This is a genomic window from Streptomyces sp. NPDC051677 (assembly GCF_044453465.1).
GTDB lineage: Bacteria > Actinomycetota > Actinomycetes > Streptomycetales > Streptomycetaceae > Streptomyces.
Genome location: NZ_JBITCT010000026.1, coordinates 113,501 through 136,960, shown reverse-complemented (window position 1 = coordinate 136,960; position 23,460 = coordinate 113,501). Strand labels below are relative to the sequence as shown.

Sequence of the window (23,460 nt, the reverse complement as noted above, 5' to 3'; positions counted from 1 at the left end):
CTCAGCAGGCGGTAGGCAGATGGACTTCCCCCCGGCGGACTTCCCGACGGACTTCCCGGCGCAGGCGCACCCCCATTCGCACGGCGGATGGCCCGGCAACGAGCTGGAGGAGGTGCTCTCCGTCTCCCTCGGCGTGCCCGGAGCCGGCGGCCGCATCGTGGAGGTGCTCGGCCGCAGCTTCGTATGGGTGCCGCTCCCCAGCGGCGGCGGCCCGCACAGCGGCCCCCTCGACCTGCCCACCCTGGAGCTCGACGGCCAGGTGTACGTGCCGGTCTTCAGCTCCGAGGAGCAGTTCCGCCAGGTCGTCGGCTCGCACATGTCGTTCACGATCGCGCCGGCCGTGGAGTTCGCCCGCGGGCTGCCCCCGCAGGTCGGCATCATGGTGAACCCCGAGGGCGTGGTCGGCGTTCCGCTGCCGCCGCCGGCCGTCGCCGAGCTGTGCCGGGCGGGCCGCACCCCGCTGGACGGCCCCGCGAGCGGCGGCCGCGTCCGCCTCTACGAGCCCGACTGGCAGGACGACCCGGTGGACTTCCTGGCCGCGGCCTCGGCGGAGTTCGAGTCCATAGGCGTGGTCCGCACGGCCCGCCGCTGCCTGGCCGCGATCGAGACGGCGGACCCGGTGATGTTCGTCGGCGTCGAACTCTCCCAGTGGGAGGGCGACCTGCGCGCACTCCCCCTGGAGGCCCTCGGCCGGGCCCTGGGCCGCACCTCGTCCCCCTGGCCGGTCAACCTGGTCCTCCTGGACGTCGCCCAGGACCCGGTGGGGCAGTGGATGAGGGACCGGGTAAGGCCCTTCTACACGAGGGTCCACTGACAACTCCTCAGGTGCAGTCGACTTGGGGGTGCGGGGAACCGCGCGCCCGGCCACGCACGATCTGCATCCCGAGGAGCACAGCACGCCCCGAGCTCTCAACGGCTCGACCAGCAGAGCGCCTAAGCTGGACTCCAACGCGGGGCAACAAAAAAGAAGGGGCGGTACAGGTGAGCGCCAGCGGCATCGCGACCGGTCAGGTCGAGCACATGCTGCGCCAGGTCACGCCCGGGCGCTACGACGCCTACGAGGCGCTCCTGCGCGCGCTCGCGACCCCCTCCTCCGGCCAGCTCTGGATGCTGCTGTGGCACGGCCAGGCCGGCTCCGCGGACGCCCAGTACGGAAACATGGAGGTCGACGGCCACGGCTACGCGCCGTGCGTGACCTCCGCCCAGGAGCTCAGCGCGAGCGGCTGGAACAGGTCGTACGAGGTGGTCGACGGGCTGGACGTGGCCCGCACCCTCTACCCCGACCACTACGGCCTCTGGCTGAATCCGCACGCCCCGGGCGGCGGCGTCGGCATCCCCTGGCTGGACCTGCGCCGCATCGCCACCGGCCTGGAGCGCCAGCCCGCGGGCCCGCTGCGGCTGTCCGAGCCCGGCATCGAGATCCCGCAGTTCTACGCCCTGCTCGCGCAGAACGCCCACCGCACCCCGGTGGTCCGCGCACTCCGCCGGGCCTGGGTGCAGCCGGCGCTGGGCGCGCCCTACCTGGCCATCGGGCTCGACGTGTACGAGACCTCGCCGCCGGCCGTGGACGCCGTACGGGCGATGATGCAGCAGTCCATCGGGGCGGTGCCGGACGGGCTGCCGGTGTCGACGGTCGCCATGACCGACGAGTACGACCCCGTCGTGATGTGGATGCGGGCCAACGCCCGGCCGTTCTACGACCGTGAGGCCCATGCGCCCGCCCCGGCCCAGGCTCCCGCGGGCGGTTACGGCTATCCGCCCACCGGACGCTACTGACCGCCGCAGCCACTCGTCCGCCGTCACTCGTGTCGCCTTCACCCTTCCTTCCACTCCCGTCACGGAGTGGGCACCCGGCGTCTTCGCGCGTAGATAGCGGCGATTAGTACCAGTTATGTCCGATCTGCCCCGACTAGTCCCCGTCCGGGGGGCGTTACCCGCCGTCCGGATAACGGAACCCCTCTACCCGCATCACGTTTACGCATCCATTCACTGCCAAGTCTGGCAACAGATCGCCAAAGCGTTGAAGACTCCCGCTCCAGGGGACTTATCCCCTGCGTATTACGGACTGATCACGCCGCCACCGCGGCAAAGTGCGGGCCGGCTACCGCCGGTTGAGAGGGGTCCCTGCCAGATGACGGCACCATTGCACGAGCCGACCGCGGAAGCGGCCCCGAGCGCGGCCGAGGAAGCGGCGGTCGCCACCAGCGGCGCCAAGGCCGTTCAGGGCCGTTCCCTGGGCCGGATCGCCTGGGAGCGCCTCAAGCGGGACAAGCTGGCCCTCACGGGCGGCATCGTGGTGCTCTTCCTCGTCGTGATCGCGCTGCTCGCGCCGGTCATCACCGGGCTCCTGGACCAGGACCCGAACGAGTACCACGAGAACCTCATCGACCCGCTCTTCGGCACGCCCACGGGCTCCCTGGGCGGTGTCAGCGGCGACCACCTGCTCGGCGTCGAGCCGGTCAACGGCCGCGACATCTTCGCCCGCATCCTCTACGGCGCCCGGATCTCGCTGCTGGTCGGCTTCCTGTCCGCCGTGGTCGCCGTGATCCTCGGAACGGTGCTGGGCATCCTCGCCGGTTTCTTCGGCGGCTGGATCGACTCCCTGATCAGCCGGGTGATGGACGGTCTGCTGGCCTTCCCGCAGCTGCTGTTCATCATCGCGCTGGTCTCCGTCATGCCGAACCACATGCTGGGCCTGACCGGCTCCAGCGTGCGCGTCTTCGTGATGATCCTGGTCATCGGCTTCTTCGGCTGGCCCTACATCGGACGCGTGGTGCGCGGCCAGACGCTCTCGCTGCGTGAGCGGGAGTACGTCGAGGCCGCCCGGTCGCTGGGCGCGGGGCGGGTGTACATCCTGTTCAAGGAGCTGCTGCCCAACCTGGTCGCCCCGATCGTCGTGTACACGACGATGATGATCCCCACCAACATCCTCACCGAGGCGGCGCTCAGCTTCCTGGGCGTCGGCGTCAAGCCGCCCACCGCCTCGTGGGGACAGATGCTCTCGAGCGCGATCGACTACTACGAGTCGGACCCCATGTACATGGTGGTCCCCGGTGTGGCGATCTTCATCACCGTGCTGGCCTTCAACCTCTTCGGCGACGGCGTCCGGGACGCGCTGGACCCGAAGGCATCCCGCTGAACCGCTGACGCGCCGACGCACAGCACCTCAACCGTCCCGTGGCCTTCACACGGGGTCTCTCATCTATCCGGAGGATCCGAGATCGTGACTACCCAACGCACCTCAGGGCGGCGGAAGCAGGCATTTGCCGCTGCCGCCGCGGTCGCCGCGCTGCTGACCACGGCGGCGTGCGGCGGTGGCGGAGACGACGACAAGGGCTCGAGCACCGGCGCCGCCGGCTTCGACGCCGCGAACAACAAGGTCGCTCAGGCTTCGCTGGCCAAGAAGGGCGGCACGCTGAAGTTCGGCAGTGCCCAGGACGCCGACTCGTGGGACACCACGCGCGGTTACTACGGCATGATGTGGAACTTCGCCCGCTACTACAGCCGCCAGCTCGTCACGAACAAGGCGGAGCCGGGCAAGGCCGGCGCGGAGCTCACCCCGGACCTCGCCACGGGTCTCGCCAAGGTCTCCGCCGACGGCAAGACCTACACGTACACGCTGCGCGACGGCATCACGTGGGAGGACGGCAAGCCGATCACGTCCAAGGACGTGAAGTACGGCATCGAGCGTGTGTGGGCGACGGATGTGCTGTCCGGCGGTCCGCCGTACCTCATGGAGGTGCTCGACCCCAAGCACGAGTACAAGGGTCCCTACAAGGACACGTCCGCCGACAAGCTGGGTCTGAAGGCCATCGAGACGCCGGACGACAAGACCATCGTCTTCAAGCTGCCGCAGGCCAACGCGGACTTCCAGGAGATGCTGGGTCTGATCTCGGCCTCGCCCGTCCGTCAGGACATGGACACCAAGGCCAAGTACGCTCTGCACCCGTTCTCCTCGGGCCCGTACAAGTTCCAGTCCTACAGCCCGGGCAAGGACCTCACGCTGGTCCGCAACACCTCCTGGAAGCAGGCTTCGGACCCGGTCCGCAAGGCCTACCCGGACAAGATCACCGTCCAGTTCTTCTCGGACGCCAACCAGCTCGACCAGCGTCTGCTCAGCGGTGACCTGGACCTCGACCTGACCCAGACCGGCATGTCCCCGCAGGGCCGCACCACCGCCCTGAAGGAGCACAAGGCCAACCTGGACAACCCGGTCTCCGGCTACATCCGCTACGCGGTCTTCCCGCAGAGCGTGAAGCCGTTCGACAACATCGAGTGCCGCAAGGCCGTCATCTACGGCGCCGACCACGTGTCGCTGCAGACCGCCCGTGGCGGCCCGGTCGCCGGCGGCGACATCGGCACCAACATGCTGCCGCCGTCCGTCCCGGGCTCCGAGGGCCAGAAGTACGACCCGTACGAGATCGCCGGCGCCAACAAGAGCGGCAACGAGGCCAAGGCCAAGGAGGCCCTGAAGGCCTGCGGTCAGCCGAACGGCTTCAAGACCACCATCGCGGTCCGCAACAACAAGCCGGTCGAGGTGGCCACCGCCCAGTCCCTGCAGGCGTCGCTGAAGAAGATCGGCATCAACGCCGAGATCGACCAGTTCGACGGTTCGCAGACCACCGGCATCATCGGCAGCCCCTCGAACGTGCAGAAGAAGGGCTACGGCATCATCATCATGGGCTGGGGTCCGGACTTCCCGTCCGTCCAGGGCTTCGGTCTGCCGCTGTGGAACAGCAAGTACATCCAGCAGAGCGGTAACAACAACTACGCGCTCATCAAGGACAAGACCATCGACGGTCTGTTCGACACCTACGTCACCACCCTGGACAACGCGGGCAAGGCCAAGGTCGCCACGGAGATCAACCACAAGGTGATGGAGGGCGCGTACTACCTGCCCTTCGTCTTTGAGAGGTTCGTCAACTGGCGCGGGGACAACCTGGCGAACGTCTACACGACCGACGGCTACAGCGGTCAGTACGACTTCGTGAACCTCGGTCTGAAGAACCCCCAGAAGTAAACCCGGCACACCCGCCGAACGGCACGAAAGGCAGGTGAAGGCCGGCGCGGCGGACCCGCGGGCCATCGGACGACCTCCGGTGGCCCGCGGTCCGCGGCGGGCCGAGAGCTGTGCTCGCTTACCTCATCAGGCGGTTGTTCGCCGCCGCAGTGATGCTCGTGGCCATCATCATGGTGGTCTTCGGCATCTTCTTCCTCGTCCCCAAGTGGGCGGGCGTGGACATCGCATTGAGCTTCGTGGGCAAGCAGGCCGACCCTGCCGCCGTCGAGGGCGTGCGCCAGAAGCTGGGCCTGGGCGACCCGATCTACGCCCAGGTCTGGGAGTTCTTCAAGGGCATCTTCGCCGGCCGCACCTACACGGGCGGCGGAGACACCATCCACTGCGCCGCGCCCTGCTTCGGCTACTCCTTCCGCAGCGAGCAGGCCGTCTGGCCGGTGCTCACCGACCGCTTCCCGGTGACCCTGGGGCTCGCGCTCGGCGCCGCCGTGCTGTGGCTGATCTTCGGCGTCGCCGCGGGCGTGCTCTCCGCGCTCAAGCGGGGCACCCTGTGGGACCGCGGCGCGATGGTCGTCGCCCTGGCGGGTGTGTCGCTGCCCATCTACTTCACTGGCATGCTGAGCCTGGCGATCTTCGCCTTCGGGCTCAACTGGATCGACGCGCAGTACGTGCCGTTGGCCGACAGCTTCTCCGGCTGGCTCGGCGGCATGATCCTGCCGTGGATCACCCTCGCCTTCCTGTACGCGGCGATGTACGCCCGGATCACCCGCGCCACCATGCTGGAGATCCTCGGCGAGGACTACATCCGCACCGCCCGGGCGAAGGGCCTCAAGGAGCAGACCGTCATCGGCAAGCACGCCATGCGCTCGACGATGACGCCCATCCTCACCATGCTCGGCATGGACCTCGGCGCCCTCATCGGCGGCGCGATCCTGACCGAGTCCACGTTCAACCTGCCCGGTCTCGGCCGGGCCGTGCTGGACGCCATCCGCAACCAGGACCTGCCCATCATCGTGGGCGTGACCCTGATCACTTCCCTCGCGGTGCTCGTCGCCAACCTCGTGGTGGACATCCTGTACGCCGTGATCGACCCCCGAGTGAGGCTCACGTGACCGAACTCAGCAAGAGCGGAGCGGCCGTGGGCGAGCCCACCCCCGCTACGCCCGCGCCGACGTCCTTCCTCGAAGTGCGCGACCTCAAGGTGCACTTCCCGACCGACGACGGCCTGGTCAAGTCCGTCGACGGGCTCAGCTTCCAGCTGGAGAAGGGCAAGACCCTCGGCATCGTGGGCGAGTCCGGCTCCGGCAAGTCGGTGACGTCGCTCGGCATCATGGGCCTGCACACCGCCGGCCAGTACGGCAAGCGCAAGGCCCAGATCTCCGGCGAGATCTGGCTGGACGGCACCGAGCTGCTGTCCGCCGACCCGGACCACGTGCGCAAGCTGCGCGGCCGTCAGATGGCGATGATCTTCCAGGACCCGCTGTCGGCGCTGCACCCGTACTACACGATCGGTCAGCAGATCGTGGAGGCGTACCGGATCCACCACAACGTCGACAAGAAGACCGCCAAGCGCCGTGCGGTCGAGATGCTCGACCGGGTGGGCATCCCGCAGCCGGACAAGCGGGTGGACAGCTACCCGCACGAGTTCTCCGGCGGTATGCGCCAGCGCGCGATGATCGCGATGTCGCTGGTCAACAACCCCGAACTGCTGATCGCGGACGAGCCGACGACCGCTCTGGACGTGACCGTCCAGGCGCAGATCCTCGACCTCATCCGCGACCTCCAGAAGGAGTTCGGCTCCGCGGTCATCGTCATCACCCACGACCTGGGCGTCGTCGCCGAACTCGCCGACGACATCCTGGTGATGTACGGCGGCCGCTGCGTCGAGCGGGGCCCGGCCGAGAAGGTGTTCTACGAGCCCCGGCACCCCTACACCTGGGGTCTGCTCGGCTCGATGCCGCGCCTGGACCGTGATCAGCAGGAGCGCCTGATCCCGGTCAAGGGCTCCCCGCCCTCGCTGATCAACATCCCGTCCGGCTGCGCCTTCAACCCGCGCTGCCCGTACGCGGACCTCCCGAAGGACAACGTGACCCGCACCGTCCGGCCCGAGCTGGCCGAGGTCGGCAGCCGGCACTGGGCCGCCTGCCACCTGGGCAAGGAGCAGCGGGAGCGTATCTGGACCGAAGAGATTGCGCCGAAGCTGTGAGTGACGACGAGAAAGCGGTGACCATTCCCGCACAGGCCGACGGCTCCGCGGAGCAGGGCGCGACCCTCACCAAGGACGCGGCCCCCGGCGAGGTGCTGCTGAAGGTCAGCGGACTGCAGAAGCACTTCCCGATCAAGAAGGGCCTGCTCCAGCGGCAGGTCGGGGCGGTGCACGCGGTCGACGGCATCGACTTCGAGGTCCGCTCCGGCGAGACGCTCGGCGTCGTGGGCGAGTCCGGCTGCGGCAAGTCGACGATGGGCCGGCTGATCACCCGGCTGCTCGAACCGACCGGCGGCAAGGTCGAGTTCCAGGGCAAGGACATCACCCACCTCGGCGTGAACGGCATGCGTCCGCTGCGCCGCGACGTGCAGATGATCTTCCAGGACCCGTACTCGTCGCTGAACCCGCGCCACACCATCGGCACGATCGTCGGCGCTCCCTTCAAGCTGCAGGGCGTGACGCCCGAGGGCGGCGTCAAGAAGGAAGTCCAGCGGCTGCTGTCGGTCGTGGGTCTCAACCCCGAGCACTACAACCGCTACCCGCACGAGTTCTCCGGCGGTCAGCGCCAGCGCATCGGCATCGCCCGCGCGCTCGCGCTGAACCCGAGGCTGGTCGTGGCGGACGAGCCGGTCTCGGCCCTGGACGTGTCGATCCAGGCCCAGGTCGTGAACCTGCTGGACGACCTCCAGGAGGAGCTCGGCCTCACGTACGTGATCATCGCGCACGACCTGTCGGTGGTCCGGCACGTCTCGGACCGCATCGCGGTGATGTACCTCGGCAAGATCGTGGAGCTGGCCGACCGCGACCTGCTCTACAAGTCGCCGATGCACCCGTACACCAAGGCGCTGATGTCGGCGGTGCCGATCCCGGACCCTCGGCGCAAGAACGCCAAGAGCGAGCGGATCCTGCTCAAGGGCGACGTGCCCTCGCCGATCTCGCCGCCGAGCGGCTGCCGCTTCCACACCCGGTGCTGGAAGGCGACGGAGGTCTGCAAGACCAAGGAGCCGGCGCTCGTCGAGCTGCGGCCCGGCCAGCAGGTGGCCTGCCACCACCCGGAGAACTTCACGGACCAGGCGCCGCAGGACACCGTCCTGCTGACGGTCGCGAAGGAGGCGGCGGAGCTGGTGGCCGACGAGGTCCTCGCGGAGTCCGCGGAGACGTCGGCGGCGGTGGCGGCGGAGGTCGCGGAGATCGCGGAGACGGAGGCGGCTGCCGAGGAGGCGTCCGCTCCCGAGGCGACGTCTGCCACCGAGGAGGTCGCCGAAGAGCCGACTGCTGCCGAGGAGGCTTCCGAGCCGGCCGAGACCGCGAAGGCCGAAGGTCAGGAGTCAACCGACAAGTAATGCATGACGAGTTGGCAAAGTCATGTACATGATTGAACGGGAGAGTCCAGAGTCATCCGTGTCCGACTTATCGGTACACGTTCGAAAGGGATGACCCATGAGACTCTCCCGTTCGTCACGCTTAGTCGCCGTCGCCACCGCGGCGGCTTCTTTCTTCGCCATCGCCGCGTCCTCCGCTCCCACCCCCGGAGCGGCCGGCATCGGCGACTCGTACTTCCCCCAGCTCGGCAACGGCGGCTTCGACGCCCGCCACTACGACCTCGCCCTCGCCTACAACCCCGACACCGACCGCCTCGACGGCCGTACGACGATCACGGCGCGGGCCGGCCAGAACCTCTCGTCCTTCGATCTGGACCTGCAGAAACTGGAGGTCACCCGGGTCGAAGTGGACGGCAGACGGGCGCAGTTCACCCGCGACGGCGACGAGATCAGGATCACCCCGCGCGCAGCGATCCGCAAGGGACGCACCTTCGAGGTGGCCGTCACCTACGGCGGCGTCCCCGAACCCCTCGGCGGCCCCATCGTCTTCGGCTCCGACTACGGCTGGATGAAGACCGCCGACGGCGTCTTCGTCGCCTGCGAGCCCAACGCCGCCTCCACCTGGTTCCCGTCCAGCGACCACCCCGCCGACAAGGCTGCCTACGACATCCGCATCAAGGCGCCGAAGGGCCTGACCGCCGTCTCCAACGGCCGGCTGGTCTCCACGTACGACAAGGGCGGCTCGACGTACACGCACTGGCGCGAGACGAAGCCGATGGCGAGCTATCTCGCGACCGCCACGATCGGGAAGTTCGACGTGAAGACCGGGACGACGCCCGGCGGCACCCCGATCTACGTCGCGATCGACCCGGTGCTCGCGAACAGCAACAACGTCGACGTGTACGGCGTCACCGCGGCCGCCACCGACTACTGGTCGCAGGTCTTCGGCCCGTATCCCTTCGAGGAGACCGGCGCGATCGTCGACGACATGCCGCAGGCCGGGTTCTCGCTGGAGGTGCAGTCCAAGCCGGTGTACTCGGCCGTCCGCAACGAGTCGACGATCGTGCACGAGCTGGCCCACCAGTGGTTCGGCGACTCGGTCTCGGTGGCGCACTGGAAGGACATCTGGCTCAACGAGGGCTTCGCCACCTACGCCCAGTGGCTGTGGGCCGAGCACCAGGGCACCCGCTCGGCGCACGACTCCTTCCTGGCCGGCTACAACGCCCGCCCCGCCGACAACGCCTTCTGGCAGATCACCGTCGGCGACCCGCAGCGCGACACCATGTTCGCCTCCGCCGTCTACCAGCGCGGCGCGATGACCCTTCAGGTGCTGCGCGAGCGCATCGGCGACGCCGCCTTCTTCAAACTGCTCCCCGCCTGGACCAAGCTGCACCGCTACGGCAACGCGGCCACGGCCGACTTCGTCCGCCTCGCCGAGCGGATCTCCGGGCAGCAGCTCGACGACCTCTTCCAGACCTGGCTCTTCACCACAGGGAAACCTTCCCTGTGACGCCGTACTGCCTGGCTTTGTAAGGTCCACCGTCGCCGCTGGGTGACAATATAAGGGTGATCCAGCAGATCTTCAGTCCCTCCGTCCAGCACACGCTCGACCTCGTCGGCATCTTCGTGTTCGCCATCTCCGGCGCGCTGCTGGCCGTCCGCAAGAACTTCGACGTGTTCGGCATCGCCATGCTCGCCGAGGTCACCGCGCTGGGCGGGGGGCTGTTCCGGGACCTGGTCATCGGGGCCGTGCCCCCGGCGGCCTTCACCGACCTGGGGTACTTCCTCACGCCGCTGTTCGCCGCCCTGCTGGTCGTCTTCCTCCACCCGCAGGTGGAGCGCATCCAGACCGGCGTGAACGTTTTCGACGCGGCCGGCCTCGGCCTGTTCTGCGTCACCGGCACGACGAAGGCGCACGCCTACGGGCTCGGCCTCACCGCCTCGGCCGCCCTGGGGCTCGCGACCGCCGTCGGCGGCGGCGTGCTGCGCGACGTGCTGGCCAACGAGGTGCCGTCACTGCTGCGCTGGGACCGCGATCTCTACGCGGTCCCGGCGATCGTCGGCGCCGCCATGGTGGTGCTCTGCATCCGGTACGACGTGCTCACCCCGCTGGCCAGCGGGGTGGCCGCCGTCACCGCTTTCGTCCTGCGGCTTCTCGCGATGCGTTACCACTGGCGAGCGCCTCGCGCTTGGAATCGGCGCTCGACGGTGCGTGAGGAGTAGCCCCGGCGGCGAGCCCGTGCTGGTTGAGCTGCGTCGTCAGCCACTTGAACGCCGGCACCACCTGCGGCCGCCACAGCGCCATGGTGTGGCCGCCCGCGTTCTTCGGGATGTAGATCACCTTCACGGTGGTCGGCGCCTTCGCCACGTGCTGCAGGGCGAGGCCCGCCTGGTAGCCGTCGTTCGGCTCGCCGGAGACGTAGAGTGCCACGGCCGGCGGGGCGGTCGCCTTGCGGAGCATCAGATACGGGTTGGTGGACTTGCGCAGCGCCGGGTCCTGCGCGGTGAGCGAGTTGGGCTCGCCGATGGGGTCGTTGTAGCCCGACAGGCTGACCGCGGCCCGGTAGCGGTTGGGGTGGGCGATGGCCAGCTTGACCGCGCAGTGCGCGCCGGCCGAATAGCCGGCGACCGCCCAGCCCTTGGGCGCCGGCTGGGCCCGGAAGTTGTCCGTGACCATCTTCGGCACGTCGATGCTCAGCCAGCTGTCGGCGTTGACGGTGCCCGCCACGTTGGCGCAGCCGGTGTCGACGCCGGGCAGCAGCGTGGTGCGCGGCGCGATCAGGATGAACGGCGCGACCTTGCCCTTGCGCATCAGCGGCTCCAGCTGCGAGGCCACGTGCATCGACCCGAACCACGACTTCGCCGAGCCCGGGTAGCCCGGCAGCAACTCCACGACGGGGAAGGCCTTCTTCGCGTACGCGGGCTGGTTGTACTGCGGGGGCAGCCAGACGTAGACCTCGGCGTTGATGCCGGAGACGCGGCCCTTGAGCTGGGTGACGCGCACCCCGTGCAGACCCGGACCCTGGGCCTCGCTGAACTTCTGCGCGACCTTGGGCAGCTTGTCCAGCGCGATGCCGCCGGTGCCGTCGGCGCCCAGGTCGGCGGCCTCCGCCACATGGTTGCCCGTGCCCAGGAGGTCGTCCCAGGTGTCGTACAGGTTGTTGCTGTTGTTGACCAGGACGAAGACCAGGGCGACGGCCGTGGTCTGGGCGAACAGCAGCATCAGCACCCGGGCGAAGGCCCGCAGGATCAGCGGCCCGCGCATCCGCGACCACAGCAGCAGCGGCACTGCGACGGCGACGACGGACAGCGCGATCAAGGTGAAGAGGAACGGAGTCCCGGTGAGGCTCATGTCCTAGCAGAGGGAAAAAACCGCGTCGAGGTTACGGACGAGTTCGGACACTTACCAAGAAATTGCGGAACTCACAAGGGAGTCTCGTCCTGCGATGTCCCTCCGATGGCCCTACGGCCACCCTACGACCATGGAAAGCTACCGCTTAGTAATTACCTGTTGTACCGTTCAGCCATGCCAGAAGCAGCTACCGCGGCCGCCCGGCGGGCCGCCATCGGCGACAGTGAGTTCGACCGCGACACCGCGCTCACGCCGCGTGCGCCCGGCGTCTACGACATCGACCTCTCGGCCGGCTGGACGATCATCAGCGCCGTCAACGGCGGCTACCTCCTCGCCGTCCTCGGCCGCGCCCTCGCGGACGCCCTGCCGCACCGCGACCCGTTCACGATCTCGGCGCACTACCTCACCGCCTCCCGTCCCGGCCCCGCGGTCGTCCGCACGGACGTCGTCCGCACCGGCCGCACCCTGTCCACCGGCCAGGCCTCGCTCTTCCAGTACGACGAGGACGGCGCCGAGGTCGAGCGGATCCGCGTCCTCGCCTCCTACGGCGACCTGGACACCCTCCCGGACGACGTCCGCACGACGGCGAAGCCGCCCGCGATCCCGCCGATGGAGCAGTGCTTCGGCCCCGAGGACGGACCGGCCCCCGTCGACGGCAGCTCCGCCATCGCCGACCGGCTGATGCTCAAGCTCGACCCGTCCACCCTCGGCTGGGCGCTCGGAGCGCCCTCCGGCAAGGGCGAGATGCGGGCCTGGTTCGGCCTCAAGGACGGCCGCGACCCCGACCCGCTCTCCCTCCTCCTCGCCGTGGACGCCCTGCCGCCCACCGCGTTCGAGATCGGCCTGCGCGGCTGGGTCCCCACGGTCGAGCTGACGGTCCACGTCCGCTGCCGGCCGGCCCCCGGCCCGCTGCGCGTCTCCATCACCACCCGCAACCTCGCGGGCGGCTTCCTGGAGGAGGACGCCGAGGTCTGGGACAGCACGGACCGACTGGTCGCCCAGTCCCGGCAGTTGGCGCGGGTCAGGCTCGGCTGAGCGCCGCGGGGCCCGCCTCTGTCACGGAGCTGTACCAGCGCACGCGCCGGGCGTAGCGGTGAACTCCCAGGTCAGAGCGGTTACTTGAGAGGTGCTTTACCTGATTGACAGGCGGGGGACAGAGGGGGCTCAAGGAAGCCCTAAGCGCCGTTGGTTGAGTTCCCGCCTCAGGTTCTCCTCATCTTCCCTGGAGCTGTCTCTCATGAAGCGTGCGCTGATGCCCGTCCGTCTCGTCCCCGCGGTGGCGCTGCTGGCGCTCTCGCCCCTCGCGCTGGTGGCCTGCGGCTCGGGCGACTCCTCCTCGAACAGCGGCACGTCCGGCGGGCAGTCCTGCCAGGCGCCGTCCGGCGACCCCGCGGGCATGCCGAGCGGCGCCCCCTCGGGAGCTCCTTCGGGCGCCCCGAGCGGTGCGGCCAGCGGCGCTCCTTCGGGACAGCCTTCGGGCGCCCCGACCGGCACGCCGACCGGTGTCCCGTCCGGCGCTCCGAGCGGCGGCCCCGGCGGGGGCGGTCAGGGCGGCCCCGGCGGCGGCCAGGGCGGCGGGTGCGGCGGGCCGGGCGGCGGCGGTCAGGGGCAGCAGGCTCAGCAGGCCCAGCAGCAGGGCTGATCGCCGGTTCACCCACAAGGGGCGGCGCACTCGGGAGCTACGGCAACGAGTGCGCCGCCCCTGTGGCTGTGGGGGTGACTGCCGCAGTGACTGTCGCCTCAGTCCAGCCAGTGGTGGCGGCCGATGCTGATGAGCCGCATCTGGCGGGTCGCGAGCCGGCTGACCCGCTCCCGGTCCTCCGGCGAGGCCTCCAGCGCCTCCAGGAACAGCGAGGCCGTGATGAGCATCTGGTCGACGTAGAGGTGCGAGAGCATCAGCAGATCGTCGTCGCTCCAGCCCTCGGCCTCGGCGTCCTTGGCCAGCTCGGCCCTCACCTCCTCGGCGAACCGGCCCAGTTGGTCCCGGATCGCCTCCCGCACCGGCTGGACCCCGCCGTGCCGCTCACGGGCGATGAAACGGACGTGCGCGGGGTACGCGCTCACATGACCGGCGATCAACTCGACAGCGCGCGTGATGCGTTCCTCGCTGCTGTCTGCGCTGGTCACGGTGGTCCGGATCATCGGGTGCAGGCTGCCCAGCGCCTCCTCGACGAGGGCGACGCCCAGGTCCTCGGTGGAGCGGAAGTGCCGGTAGAAGGCGGTGGGGGCGACGCCGACGGCGCGGGTGACCTCGCGCAGGCCCAGGCTGCTCAGGCTCTGCTCCTCCAGCAGCGCCAACGCCGCGTCCAGCAGCGCCTGCCGGGTCTTCTGCTTCTGGGCCTGCCTGATGCCGACGGTGTGACTCATGTCATCCAGTTAACAACTGTTCTCTGGAATTGGAAAGTCGTGGGACGCGCTAGACTCCAAGTCAGTGAACAACTGTTACTACAACTGTTCACCCAAATTTTACGGAGGGGGATCCGATCCCATGCTGTTCCTGGTCGCCGCACTGCTGCTGTTCGGCGTCGTCATGGGCGCCATCGCCCACGCGCCGTTCGCCTTCACCCTCGTCGCCGCCACCGTGATCGCCGCCTGGCTCGGCATCTTCGCGCTCCGCGAGCGCCACGGCCGCCGCCGGCAGACCTCGACCCACTGACCCACAGGAGCTCTGAACAACCATGCAACTCACCGCCCCGGACACGAGCCGCACCGGTGTCCGGGACGCCGACGGCATGGCCGTCGCGTCCTTCATCCTGGGCCTCCTGGGCCTGCTCGTCCTCAACGTCTTCCTCGGCCCGGTCGCCATCGTCCTGGCGGCGGTCGCCCTCTGGCGGGGCACTGCCCGTCGCGGCCGCGCCTACCTCGGCCTGACCCTGGGCATCGCCGACCTCGTGGTCCTGGTGGCCTTCATGCAGGCGGACTCGACGATCTCCTGGAGCTTCTGACCGCCGCCGACTGCTTCCGGCTGCCCCTGCTGTGCGCAGTCGTTCCACCGGGGCGACAGGGGAGGGGCGGGCACAGTCGACGGCGCCGGGTGATTCGGTGCACCTCGCAGCGAGGCCGACTGTTCGGGCCCGTAGAATCGGGGCCACCATGGCATACCTCGACCACGCCGCGACCACCCCGATGCTCCCCGAGGCGGTCGAGGCACTCACCGCGCACCTGAGCATCACCGGCAACGCCTCCTCCCTCCACGCGGCCGGCCGACAGGCCCGCCGTACGGTCGAGGAAGCCCGTGAGACCCTCGCGGAAGCGCTCGGCGCCCGCCCCAGCGAGGTCGTCCTCACCTCCGGCGGCACCGAGGCCGACAACCTCGCGGTCAAGGGCCTGTACTGGTCCCGCCGCGATGCAGACCCGGCCCGCACCCGAGTCCTGGCCAGCCCCGTCGAGCACCACGCGGTCCTCGACGCCGTGCACTGGCTCGGTGAACACGAGGGCGCCACGGTCGAGTACCTGCCGGTCGACTCCTACGGCCGGGTCCACCCGGAAGCGCTCCGCGAAGCGATCGCCCGCGACCCTGACGACGTCGCCCTGGCCACCGTCATGTGGGCGAACAACGAGATCGGCACCCTGATGCCGGTCCGCGAACTCGCTGACGTGGCCGCCGAGTTCGACGTCCCGTTGCACGCCGACGCCGTCCAGGCCTTCGGCCAGGTCCCCGTCTCCTTCGCCGACTCCGGCCTCGCCGCGATGACGGTCTCCGGTCACAAGATCGGCGGCCCGTACGGCATCGGCGCCCTCCTCCTGGGCCGCGAGTACACCCCCGTCCCCGTCCTGCACGGCGGCGGCCAGGAGCGCCACGTCCGCTCCGGCACCCTCGACGTCCCCGCGATCGCCTCCTTCGCGGTCGCCGGACGCCTCGCCGCCGAGCAGCGCGAGTGGTTCGCCGGCGAGATCGGCGCCCTGCGCGACGCCCTGATCGACGCGGTCCGTACGGCCGTCCCGGACGCGATCCTCGGCGGCGACCCCGTGGACCGGCTGCCGGCCAACGCCCACTTCACCTTCCCCGGCTGCGAGGGCGACTCCCTGCTGCTCCTGCTCGACGCCCAGGGCATCGAGTGCTCCACCGGCTCCGCCTGCACCGCCGGCGTCGCCCAGCCCAGCCACGTCCTGCTCGCCACCGGGACCGACCCCGACCTGGCCCGCGGCACCCTGCGCTTCTCCCTCGGCCACACCTCCACCGAGGCCGACGTCGAAGCCGTCGCCAAGGCCATCGGCCCGGCGGTGGAACGCGCCCGTGCAGCGGGGCTGACGTAACCCACGCCCCTGACGAGCGGGCCGCCGGGCCAGGGCCGCCGGCAGCGGAGCGGCTAGCTGTCCGTCACCATGAGGGCCGCCATCATGCCCTCGTCCTCGTGCTGGAGCAGATGGCAATGGAGCATGTACATGTAGGTGTCGTCGGTGAAGTCGGTGAACTTCATCGCGATCTTGATGGAGCCGCCGCCGACCACCTCGAAGGTGTCGAACCAGCCGAGGTCGACGCCCGTCGGCTCCTCGCCGTTGATCTCGATCAGCTGGTACGGCACGTCGTGCAGATGGAAGGAGTGCTCCAGCTGCGTGCCGTTCTTGATCGTCCAGACCTCCTCGGCGTCCAAGGTGGTGCTGATCATCGCCATCCCGGCCATGGTGGTGCCCGCCGAGCCGTTGATCGTCATGGTCCCGCCCGTGCCCTGACCGAGGGTGATCGTCCGCGCGGTGAAGTCGCTCGTGTCGTACCGGGTGATCGTGTTGAGCGCGCTCGGCAGGTCGGCGGGTGTGTCGGTGGCGTTCGGAGTCACGGTCAGGAAGTCGTACGTGCCGCTTCCGCCGCGGATCCAGCCGGTCGTGACGACGGCCTGGAGCGTGACCGCGTCCTCGAGGTCGAGGACGAACTCGGCGCGGGCGCCGGCCACCAGCCGGATCGAGGTCACCTCGGTGGGCGCGGCGAGATAACCCTGGTCGGTGGCGATCTGGGTGAGCGTGCCGCCGTCCCCGCGCTGGACGGTCATGATGTCGGCCGGCGAGGCGTTCAGCACCCGGAAGCGCGTGCGCTTCTTGGTGGCCGTGAACCCGAGGGTGGTCGAGTCGACGTTGGCGCCGTTGACCAGCACCGGGTAGCTGAGCCCGGAGCTGAGGTAGCCGGTGGCGTTGTACTTGATGTCGCCGGAGCTGTCGGCGGCCAGACACTGCAGGATGATCGGGATGTCGTCGACGCCGTACTCGCTCGGCAGCGCGGCCGAGGCGGTCGAGTCGTCCTCGACGATGATCATGCCCGCCAGCCCGTGGACGACCTGCTCGGCCGTGGTGCCCAGGGCGTGCGGGTGGTACCAGAGGGTCTTGGCCTCGTCCTTGACCTCGAAGGTGGGCGACCAGGTCACGCCGTCCGCGAAGGCGTTCTGCGGGCCGCCGTCCATCTTGGGCGGGATGTGGGCGCCGTGGAAGTGGACGGACGTGTCGGCGCCCAGGGTGTTGGTGATGTTCAGCAGGACCGTGTCGCCTTTGGTCCACTTCATGGTCGGGCCGAGGTACGCCCCGTTGTAGCCGGCGGTGGTGCTGCTGACGCCGCTGATCACCTCGCTCGTGCCGGTCTTCGCGGTGAGCGTGTAGGTGGTGGCGCCGTCGGTCGTGGTGCCCTCCAGCAGGTCGGGGATGGTGAGCGTGCCGGTGGCGTCGGCGGCGGCCGCCTTGTTGCCGGCGCCGCCGGTCAGCAGGGAGAAGGTCGCCCCGGCGGCTCCGACGGCGGCCAGCCCGGCCGCCCCGGCCATCCCGCCCAGGAACTTCCTGCGGTGCAGGCCCTTGCCGCGCCCGCCCTCGCCGCTCTTGGTGTGCCGCTCGTCCTTGGCGCCCCGGTCGCTTCTCGCGTGGGCGCCCTTGCTCTGCCGTCCCGCCTCGGAGGCCGGATCTGAGGAGGGGTCTGTGATGTGGGTCATGGCCGTGGAGCTTCGACCTAAGGCCTATGTAAGGACTGAGGCGAAATTAGGAGCGAGCCGAGGAGGCTGTGCGGCCGCCGTGCCCGCCAACTCCCTTGAAGAAAAGTCTAGTTGGTGGTGTGCAGGTCACCTTCGGGGCGCGGGACACATCGGACGGCCGACGCTCACAGTTGTTCGCGATATCGGGTGCATGTGACCTGCGTCACGCTGTCGCCGCTGGGTGGGCGGCGGCGGTGTGCGCCGCCCGCACGAGCCGCAGATACCGGTCCCAGTCCCAGTGCTCGCCGGGGTCGGTGTGGTCCGTGCCCGGCACCTCCACGTGCCCGATGATGTGCTCGCGGTCGACGGGTATGTCGTAGCGCCGGCAGACCGCGGCCGTCAGCCGCGCGGAGGCGGCGTACATGGCGTCGGTGAAGTCCTCCGGCCGGTCCACGAAGCCCTCGTGCTCGATGCCGACACTGCGCTCGTTGTACGCGCGGTTGCCCGCGTGGTACGCCACGTCCAGCTCGCGGATCATCTGCGTGACGTGCCCGTCCTGGGCGACGATGTAGTGCGCGGCCGCCTTGTGCCCAGGGTCCTCGAACGCCTTCACCGCGCTCGCGAGATCGCCCTGCGTGACATGGACGACGACCATGTCGATCCCGTAGTCGTCCGGCCGGTCCGCCCAGCGGAAGTTCGCCTCCGACGCCGCCACCCACCGCGCGCCCACGAAGTCGACGGCCCCCTCCACCCGCTTCCTGCGCACACCCGGCAGCCGCCAGTACATCCGCGCCAGCTCCGCGCGGGCCAACACCCCGGTGCCGACGGCCGCCACCACACCGCCGATCAGCAGCGCGCGCCGCCCGATCCGCCGGTCGGAGTCGCTCTTCTTCTCCCCCATGTCCGCGCCCTTCCTCGCCCCTCGTGATCGTCAACGGATATGCGCGGGCTCCGGTTCCCGGCGACCCGTACCCTGGAAGGGTTATGACTGAGACCTCGCAGCGCCCCCGCCCCCTTCGCGTACTCGCCGCCATGTCCGGCGGAGTCGACTCCGCCGTCGCCGCCGCCCGCGCCGCGGAAGCCGGCCATGACGTGACCGGCGTCCACCTCGCGCTCTCCGCGAACCCGCAGTCGTTCCGCACGGGCGCGCGAGGCTGTTGCACCATCGAGGACTCCCGCGACGCCCGCCGCGCCGCCGACGTCATCGGCATCCCGTTCTACGTCTGGGACCTCGCCGACCGCTTCCGCGAGGACGTCGTCGACGACTTCGTCGCCGAGTACGAGGCCGGCCGCACCCCCAACCCCTGCCTGCGCTGCAACGAGAAGATCAAGTTCGCCGCCCTGCTCGACAAGGCGCTCGCGCTGGGCTTCGACGCGGTCTGCACCGGCCACTACGCGCAGGTCGTCGTCCGCGAGGACGGCGCCCGGGAACTCCACCGCGCCTCCGACATGGCCAAGGACCAGTCGTACGTCCTCGGCGTCCTCGACGACCGGCAGCTCGCCCACGCGCTCTTCCCCCTCGGCGACACGGTGACCACGAAGGACGAGATCCGCGCGGAGGCCGAGCGACGGGGCCTGGCCGTCGCCAAGAAGCCCGACTCGCACGACATCTGCTTCATCGCCGACGGCGACACCCAGGGCTTCCTGGCGCGGCGCCTCGGCAAGGCGGAGGGCGACATCGTCGACGAGTCCGGCACGAAGGTCGGCACCCACGAGGGCGCGTACGGCTTCACCATCGGCCAGCGCAAGGGCCTGCGCATCGGCACCCCGGCCGCCGACGGCAAGCCGCGCTACGTCCTCGACATCTCCCCGGTGAACAACACGGTGACGGTCGGCCCGGCCGCCGCCCTGGACGTGACGGCCCTGACGGCGATCAAGCCCCGCTGGTGCGGCGCCGCCCCCAGCGGCCCCGGCGCCTACACCGCCCAGCTGCGCGCCCACGGCGGCGAGACCGAGGTGACCGCCGAACTGATCGACGGCCGCCTGGAGGTCACGTTCACCGAGCCCGTCCGAGGCGTGGCCCCCGGCCAGGCGATCGTGCTGTACGACGACACCCGCGTGGTGGGCTCGGCGACGATCGCGTCGACGGTGCGGGCGACGGCCGGCGTGTCCTGACCTACCGGGCGAAGAACTCCGCCAGCACCGGCGCCAGGACGTTCGGGTCGACCATGTGGGTCTGTCCCTCGAGGGTCCGGTACGTGCCGTCCGGGGCCGCCTCCGCGACGGCCCGCACAGCCTCGCGCAGCCACGGCGGGCTCGCCTCGCCCGCCACCGCCAGCACGGGCACGCCGATCGACGCCAGCCGCTCCCGGGGCGCCAGGCCGCCGCCCATCACGGCGTCGTCGTACGCGAGGGTCGGCGCGATGGCCTCCATCGCCGCCCACATCGGTGACTGACGGGCGCCCAGGATCATCTCCTCGGCCAGCCCCGTCAGCCGCAGGAACAGCTCGACGGCGTCCCCGCGCCGCCCCTGCGCGAGCGCCTCGGTGAGGTTCGCCGTGTACTCGGCGCGCGCCTTCGCCCCCTCCTCGTCGAGGGCGAACGGCGTCTCGTACACCGCGACCCGGCTCACCGGCAGCCCGGCCGCCGCCGCGTGCAGCACCAGCGCGCCGCCCGACGAGATGCCGTACAGCGCCGCCTCGCCGCCCGCCGCGTCGATGAGGGCCGCCAGGTCCTCGACCTCGCGCTGCACGGCGTACGGCGTCGTGTCGCCGCTCTCGCCGCGGCCCCGGCGGTCGTACCAGAGGACCGTGAAGCGGTCTGCGAGCAGCCCGGCCAGGGGCGCCATGGTGCCGCCCGTGGACATCGCCCCGCTCACCAGGATGACCGCGGGGCCCTGCCCCCGGCGGCCGTACGCGAGGGCGGTGCCGTCGCGTGAAAGCGTCTTCTTGTCCATGTCTGTCGAGACTGTCAGACGGGACGGAACTTGTCGGGGTGGCGGGGCCGGGAGGCAAACGACCGTCAGTCCGCGCGGACGAGGAACCGCTGGTCGGCCCCGCCGGTGCAGCGCTCCTCGACAGCCTCGGCGCCCTCGGCGCGGTCGTCGCCGGCCATGCCGATGCACGTGGTGCGGTGGGCCGGACGAAGCCGGAAGCCCCCCGCGGCGCCGGCGGCGGCCTCCAAGCGGAACAGGGTGCCCTGGTCGCAGTCGTCCCGGGGTTCGAGCATGCCCTTCGCCGGGCCGGCGTCCATGACCGTCAGGCATCCCTTCCCCAACTGGGGGTGATGCCACTGGATGCGGTAAAAGCCCTCGCCGAACGGTTCGAGGTAGGTGCGCGGCACGGTCGCCCGGGCACAGGGCAGCTGGACGGCGACGGCGCTCCCGTAGGCGCCGCGCCGGTCGCGGCCGTCCGTCAGACAGAGGTCCGGTGTGCGGGCCGGACGCACGGTGACCCAGCCGTCGACCGGGGCCCGGGAGGCTCTGCCCGGGACGGCCGGTGCGCCGCTCGCGTCGGCCGAGGCCCTGGTCCCGGAACCGTCGGCGTCCCCGGCCCCGTCGGAGGTCTCCGGGAGCAGTCCCCAGGCGGCCAGGGCGAGCAGCGGGACGGCGAGACCGGCCGCGAGCAAGGCGGTGCGGCCGTCGGCCCGGCGGGGCCGCGCGCCGGCGGCCTCCTCGGTCCGCGGCGCGGGCTCGCCGTCCGCGTCCCGGCCGGGAGCGGGCGCCGAAGCGTCACGCTCGGCGATCCGTTCCCTCGCGTCCAGCCAGGCGTCGACCCGCTCCCCGTCCCCGCAGGCGCGCACGAACGCCGCCAGCACGTCGGGGCGCGGAAGGCTCGTCCGGCGCAGGATGTCGGCCAGGGTGCTGCGGGCCAGCACGTCACCGTTGCGGGCGGCCCGCTCCTCCAGGTCGCGGTACGTCAGCCCGGCATGCTCCTTGAGTCGCTGCATCGACGCGACGAAGTCGGCGGCGTCCCGGGCCTCGTACGGCGACAGCTCTCCCAAGTTCCCCATCCATGCATGGTGTTGCAGTGACGAGGCACGGGACAACGGTGGATCCGGTCACGCCTCTCCCGGCGACGGCGGGCGCGCGCCCGCGATCAGGCCGGGGAGACGGTCGCTTCGTAGAAGCAGAGATGGTCCTTGATCTCGGCGACGTCGGGCTTGGGATCGGGATAGGCCCAGACGAGGTCCGCCGCGTCCGGCAGCGACCAGTAGGACGCGGTTCCCTTGAAGGGGCAGTACGTGTGGGTGTCGGAGGGGGTCAGGAGGTCGAGCCGTACGTCCTCGGCGGGGATGTAGTACCGCACCGGACAGCCGGTCTCGCGCAGGACCAGCGCCCGCTCGGTCTCGGCCAGCACATGGTCTCCGTGGACGACCCTGATGTGCTGGTCGCCCTGCTCGATCGTGATCGTGTGTCCTTCGGTCATACCGGGGAAGCACCCGTCGGCCGCCGGTTCTTCCCGCGTACGGTGGCCGCATGCGTATCTGTGTCTTCCTCTCCGCCGCCGACCTCGACGACCGTTACACGCGTCCCGCGCGCGAGTTCGCCGAACTGCTGGGCAAGGGCGGCCACACGCTGGTGTGGGGCGGCTCTGACGTCGGCCTGATGAAGGTGGTCGCCGACGGTGTGCAGGAGGCGGGCGGCCGGCTGTGCGGGGTGTCGGTGGACTTCCTCGCGGCCAAGGCGCGGGAGGGCGCCGACGAGATGGTCATGGCGAAGGACCTCGCGGAGCGCAAGCGGCTGCTGCTGGAGAAGGCCGACGCGGTGGTGATCATGGTCGGTGGCACGGGCACGCTCGACGAGGCCACCGAGATCCTGGAGCAGAAGAAGCACGGCCACACCGACAAACCGGTCGTCCTGCTGAACACCGCGGGCTTCTACGACGGCCTCAAGCAGCAGTTCCGGCGCATGGAGGACGAGGGATTCCTGCCCCGCCCGCTCACCGACCTGGTGTTCTTCGCGGAGGAGCCGGTGGGCGCGCTGGCCTACCTGGAGGAGAGCGAGGGCATCGCGTAGCCCCTCGCCGATGCGAGCATGGCGGTCATGGCTATTCATGTGATCACCGGAGCGGGCTCCGGCATCGGCGCGGCCGTCGCCCGCGCTCTGCACGCGCGCGGGGACGAGCTCGTGCTGCACGCGCGCGACGCGGGCCGCGCCAAGGAACTCGCGGCGGAGTTCCCCGGCGCGCGGACCCTCGTCGGCGACCTGGCCGATCCCGACAAGCTGAGCTGGGCCTTCTCCCACCAGTCGCTCCCGGACCGGGTCGACTCCCTGCTGCACATCGCCGGTGTGGTCGATCTCGGCCCGGTCGGCGAGCTCACCCCGAAGTCCTGGCGCCACCAGCTCAACGTCAACCTGATCGCCCCGGCCGAGCTGACCCGGCACTTCCTGCCCCAACTCCGGGCCGCACACGGACACGTGGTGTTCGTGAACTCGGGCGCGGGCCTCAACGCCCACGCCGACTGGTCCGCGTACGCGGCGTCCAAGCACGGCCTGAAGGCCCTCGCCGACTCGCTCCGCCACGAGGAGCACAGTCACGGCGTCCGGGTCACCTCCGTCTACCCCGGCCGCACCGCCAGCCCGATGCAGGCCAAGGTCCACCAGCAGGAGGGCAAGGAGTACGACGCGTCGAAGTGGATCGACCCGGAGTCGGTGGCGACCACGATCCTGATGGCCCTCGACCTGCCCCGCGACGCGGAGGTCAACGACCTGACGGTACGACCGGGAACGTGAC

Annotated in this window: 24 protein-coding genes; 17 read left to right on the top strand and 7 right to left on the bottom strand. The window is 70.3% G+C overall.

All coding sequences use genetic code 11. The features are described from left to right. The first annotated feature begins 19 nt into the window (after positions 1-19). From ACIBAF_RS28305 to ACIBAF_RS28265, 9 genes are all read left to right on the top strand, one after another. Complete coding sequence (locus tag ACIBAF_RS28305) at positions 20-814, top strand: enhanced serine sensitivity protein SseB (RefSeq protein WP_399466711.1); 795 nt, start codon at positions 20-22, stop codon at positions 812-814. 167 nt (positions 815-981) lie between these two features. Further along, a complete protein-coding gene (locus ACIBAF_RS28300) occupies positions 982-1,776 on the top strand; it encodes an enhanced serine sensitivity protein SseB C-terminal domain-containing protein (protein ID WP_399466709.1) in 795 nt (264 codons plus the stop codon). 355 nt (positions 1,777-2,131) lie between these two features. Then, a complete protein-coding gene (locus ACIBAF_RS28295) occupies positions 2,132-3,139 on the top strand; it encodes an ABC transporter permease (protein WP_079659348.1) in 1,008 nt (335 codons plus the stop codon). An 84-nt stretch (positions 3,140-3,223) separates the two neighbouring features. After that, positions 3,224-5,020, top strand: a complete 1,797-nt coding sequence (locus ACIBAF_RS28290) for an ABC transporter substrate-binding protein (protein ID WP_399466708.1) — start codon at positions 3,224-3,226, stop codon at positions 5,018-5,020. A gap of 110 nt (positions 5,021-5,130) precedes the next feature. Beyond that, positions 5,131-6,129, top strand: coding sequence for an ABC transporter permease (locus tag ACIBAF_RS28285; protein ID WP_399466706.1), 999 nt, complete (start codon positions 5,131-5,133; stop codon positions 6,127-6,129). Further along, a complete protein-coding gene (locus ACIBAF_RS28280; protein WP_399466704.1) occupies positions 6,126-7,223 on the top strand; it encodes an ABC transporter ATP-binding protein in 1,098 nt (365 codons plus the stop codon). The genes ACIBAF_RS28285 and ACIBAF_RS28280 overlap by 4 nt, the downstream gene beginning before the upstream one ends. A gap of 17 nt (positions 7,224-7,240) precedes the next feature. Next, positions 7,241-8,566, top strand: coding sequence for an ABC transporter ATP-binding protein (locus ACIBAF_RS28275; protein WP_399466702.1), 1,326 nt, complete (start codon positions 7,241-7,243; stop codon positions 8,564-8,566). Between the two features lie 97 nt (positions 8,567-8,663). After that, the gene (locus tag ACIBAF_RS28270) at positions 8,664-10,055 is read left to right on the top strand and encodes a M1 family metallopeptidase (RefSeq protein ID WP_399466700.1); all 1,392 of its coding nucleotides are present in this window, start codon (positions 8,664-8,666) and stop codon (positions 10,053-10,055) included. A 56-nt stretch (positions 10,056-10,111) separates the two neighbouring features. Further along, positions 10,112-10,768: a trimeric intracellular cation channel family protein gene (locus ACIBAF_RS28265; protein WP_399466699.1), complete on the top strand. Its 657-nt coding sequence runs from the start codon at positions 10,112-10,114 to the stop codon at positions 10,766-10,768. On the opposite strand, the gene ACIBAF_RS28260 is transcribed toward ACIBAF_RS28265, so the two are convergent. Further along, the gene (locus tag ACIBAF_RS28260) at positions 10,677-11,897 is read right to left on the bottom strand and encodes an alpha/beta hydrolase (protein WP_399466698.1); all 1,221 of its coding nucleotides are present in this window, start codon (positions 11,895-11,897) and stop codon (positions 10,677-10,679) included. The genes ACIBAF_RS28265 and ACIBAF_RS28260 overlap by 92 nt on opposite strands. A 174-nt stretch (positions 11,898-12,071) precedes the next feature. Between ACIBAF_RS28260 and ACIBAF_RS28255 the strand changes: the two genes are divergently transcribed. Together ACIBAF_RS28255 and ACIBAF_RS28250 are read left to right on the top strand one after the other, a co-directional pair. Next, a complete protein-coding gene (locus ACIBAF_RS28255; RefSeq protein WP_399466696.1) occupies positions 12,072-12,932 on the top strand; it encodes a thioesterase family protein in 861 nt (286 codons plus the stop codon). A 202-nt stretch (positions 12,933-13,134) separates the two neighbouring features. Next, entirely contained in the window at positions 13,135-13,539 is a 405-nt protein-coding gene (locus tag ACIBAF_RS28250; protein WP_399466695.1) for a hypothetical protein, read from the top strand. A gap of 98 nt (positions 13,540-13,637) precedes the next feature. Here ACIBAF_RS28250 and ACIBAF_RS28245 read toward each other — a convergent pair whose 3' ends face one another. Then, complete coding sequence (locus ACIBAF_RS28245) at positions 13,638-14,264, bottom strand: TetR family transcriptional regulator (protein ID WP_399466694.1); 627 nt, start codon at positions 14,262-14,264, stop codon at positions 13,638-13,640. Positions 14,265-14,385: 121 nt separating this feature from the next. Between ACIBAF_RS28245 and ACIBAF_RS28240 the strand changes: the two genes are divergently transcribed. The 3 genes from ACIBAF_RS28240 to ACIBAF_RS28230 all read left to right on the top strand — a co-directional run bounded on the left by ACIBAF_RS28240 (position 14,386) and on the right by ACIBAF_RS28230 (position 16,154). Then, on the top strand, positions 14,386-14,553 hold the full coding sequence (locus ACIBAF_RS28240) for a hypothetical protein (RefSeq protein ID WP_334577053.1): 168 nt from the start codon (positions 14,386-14,388) through the stop codon (positions 14,551-14,553). Between the two features lie 22 nt (positions 14,554-14,575). Further along, entirely contained in the window at positions 14,576-14,842 is a 267-nt protein-coding gene (locus tag ACIBAF_RS28235) for a DUF4190 domain-containing protein (RefSeq protein WP_399466692.1), read from the top strand. 148 nt (positions 14,843-14,990) lie between these two features. Then, on the top strand, positions 14,991-16,154 hold the full coding sequence (locus ACIBAF_RS28230) for a cysteine desulfurase family protein (RefSeq protein WP_399466691.1): 1,164 nt from the start codon (positions 14,991-14,993) through the stop codon (positions 16,152-16,154). 53 nt (positions 16,155-16,207) lie between these two features. Here the strand turns inward: ACIBAF_RS28230 and ACIBAF_RS28225 are convergent, their stop codons facing one another. Further along, positions 16,208-17,806 (bottom strand): multicopper oxidase family protein, encoded by a 1,599-nt coding sequence (locus ACIBAF_RS28225; RefSeq protein WP_399466690.1) that lies wholly within the window; start codon positions 17,804-17,806, stop codon positions 16,208-16,210. Between the two features lie 202 nt (positions 17,807-18,008). Beyond that, positions 18,009-18,686, bottom strand: a complete 678-nt coding sequence (locus ACIBAF_RS28220) for an N-acetylmuramoyl-L-alanine amidase (RefSeq protein ID WP_399466689.1) — start codon at positions 18,684-18,686, stop codon at positions 18,009-18,011. Between the two features lie 83 nt (positions 18,687-18,769). Between ACIBAF_RS28220 and mnmA the strand changes: the two genes are divergently transcribed. Then, on the top strand, positions 18,770-19,900 hold the full coding sequence (gene mnmA / locus ACIBAF_RS28215) for a tRNA 2-thiouridine(34) synthase MnmA (RefSeq protein ID WP_399466688.1): 1,131 nt from the start codon (positions 18,770-18,772) through the stop codon (positions 19,898-19,900). A gap of 1 nt (position 19,901) precedes the next feature. On the opposite strand, the gene ACIBAF_RS28210 is transcribed toward mnmA, so the two are convergent. The 3 genes from ACIBAF_RS28210 to ACIBAF_RS28200 form a co-directional block, all read right to left on the bottom strand. Continuing rightward, the gene (locus ACIBAF_RS28210; RefSeq protein ID WP_399466687.1) at positions 19,902-20,681 is read right to left on the bottom strand and encodes an alpha/beta fold hydrolase; all 780 of its coding nucleotides are present in this window, start codon (positions 20,679-20,681) and stop codon (positions 19,902-19,904) included. A 65-nt stretch (positions 20,682-20,746) separates the two neighbouring features. After that, positions 20,747-21,736, bottom strand: coding sequence for an RICIN domain-containing protein (locus tag ACIBAF_RS28205; RefSeq protein WP_399466686.1), 990 nt, complete (start codon positions 21,734-21,736; stop codon positions 20,747-20,749). 86 nt (positions 21,737-21,822) lie between these two features. Further along, the gene (locus tag ACIBAF_RS28200) at positions 21,823-22,152 is read right to left on the bottom strand and encodes a DUF427 domain-containing protein (RefSeq protein ID WP_399466685.1); all 330 of its coding nucleotides are present in this window, start codon (positions 22,150-22,152) and stop codon (positions 21,823-21,825) included. A 50-nt stretch (positions 22,153-22,202) separates the two neighbouring features. Here ACIBAF_RS28200 and ACIBAF_RS28195 point away from each other — a divergent pair, with 50 nt between their 5' ends. Next, the gene (locus ACIBAF_RS28195; RefSeq protein ID WP_399466684.1) at positions 22,203-22,742 is read left to right on the top strand and encodes a TIGR00730 family Rossman fold protein; all 540 of its coding nucleotides are present in this window, start codon (positions 22,203-22,205) and stop codon (positions 22,740-22,742) included. Between the two features lie 18 nt (positions 22,743-22,760). Further along, positions 22,761-23,459, top strand: coding sequence for an SDR family oxidoreductase (locus tag ACIBAF_RS28190; protein ID WP_399466683.1), 699 nt, complete (start codon positions 22,761-22,763; stop codon positions 23,457-23,459). The last annotated feature ends 1 nt before the right edge of the window (position 23,460 follow it).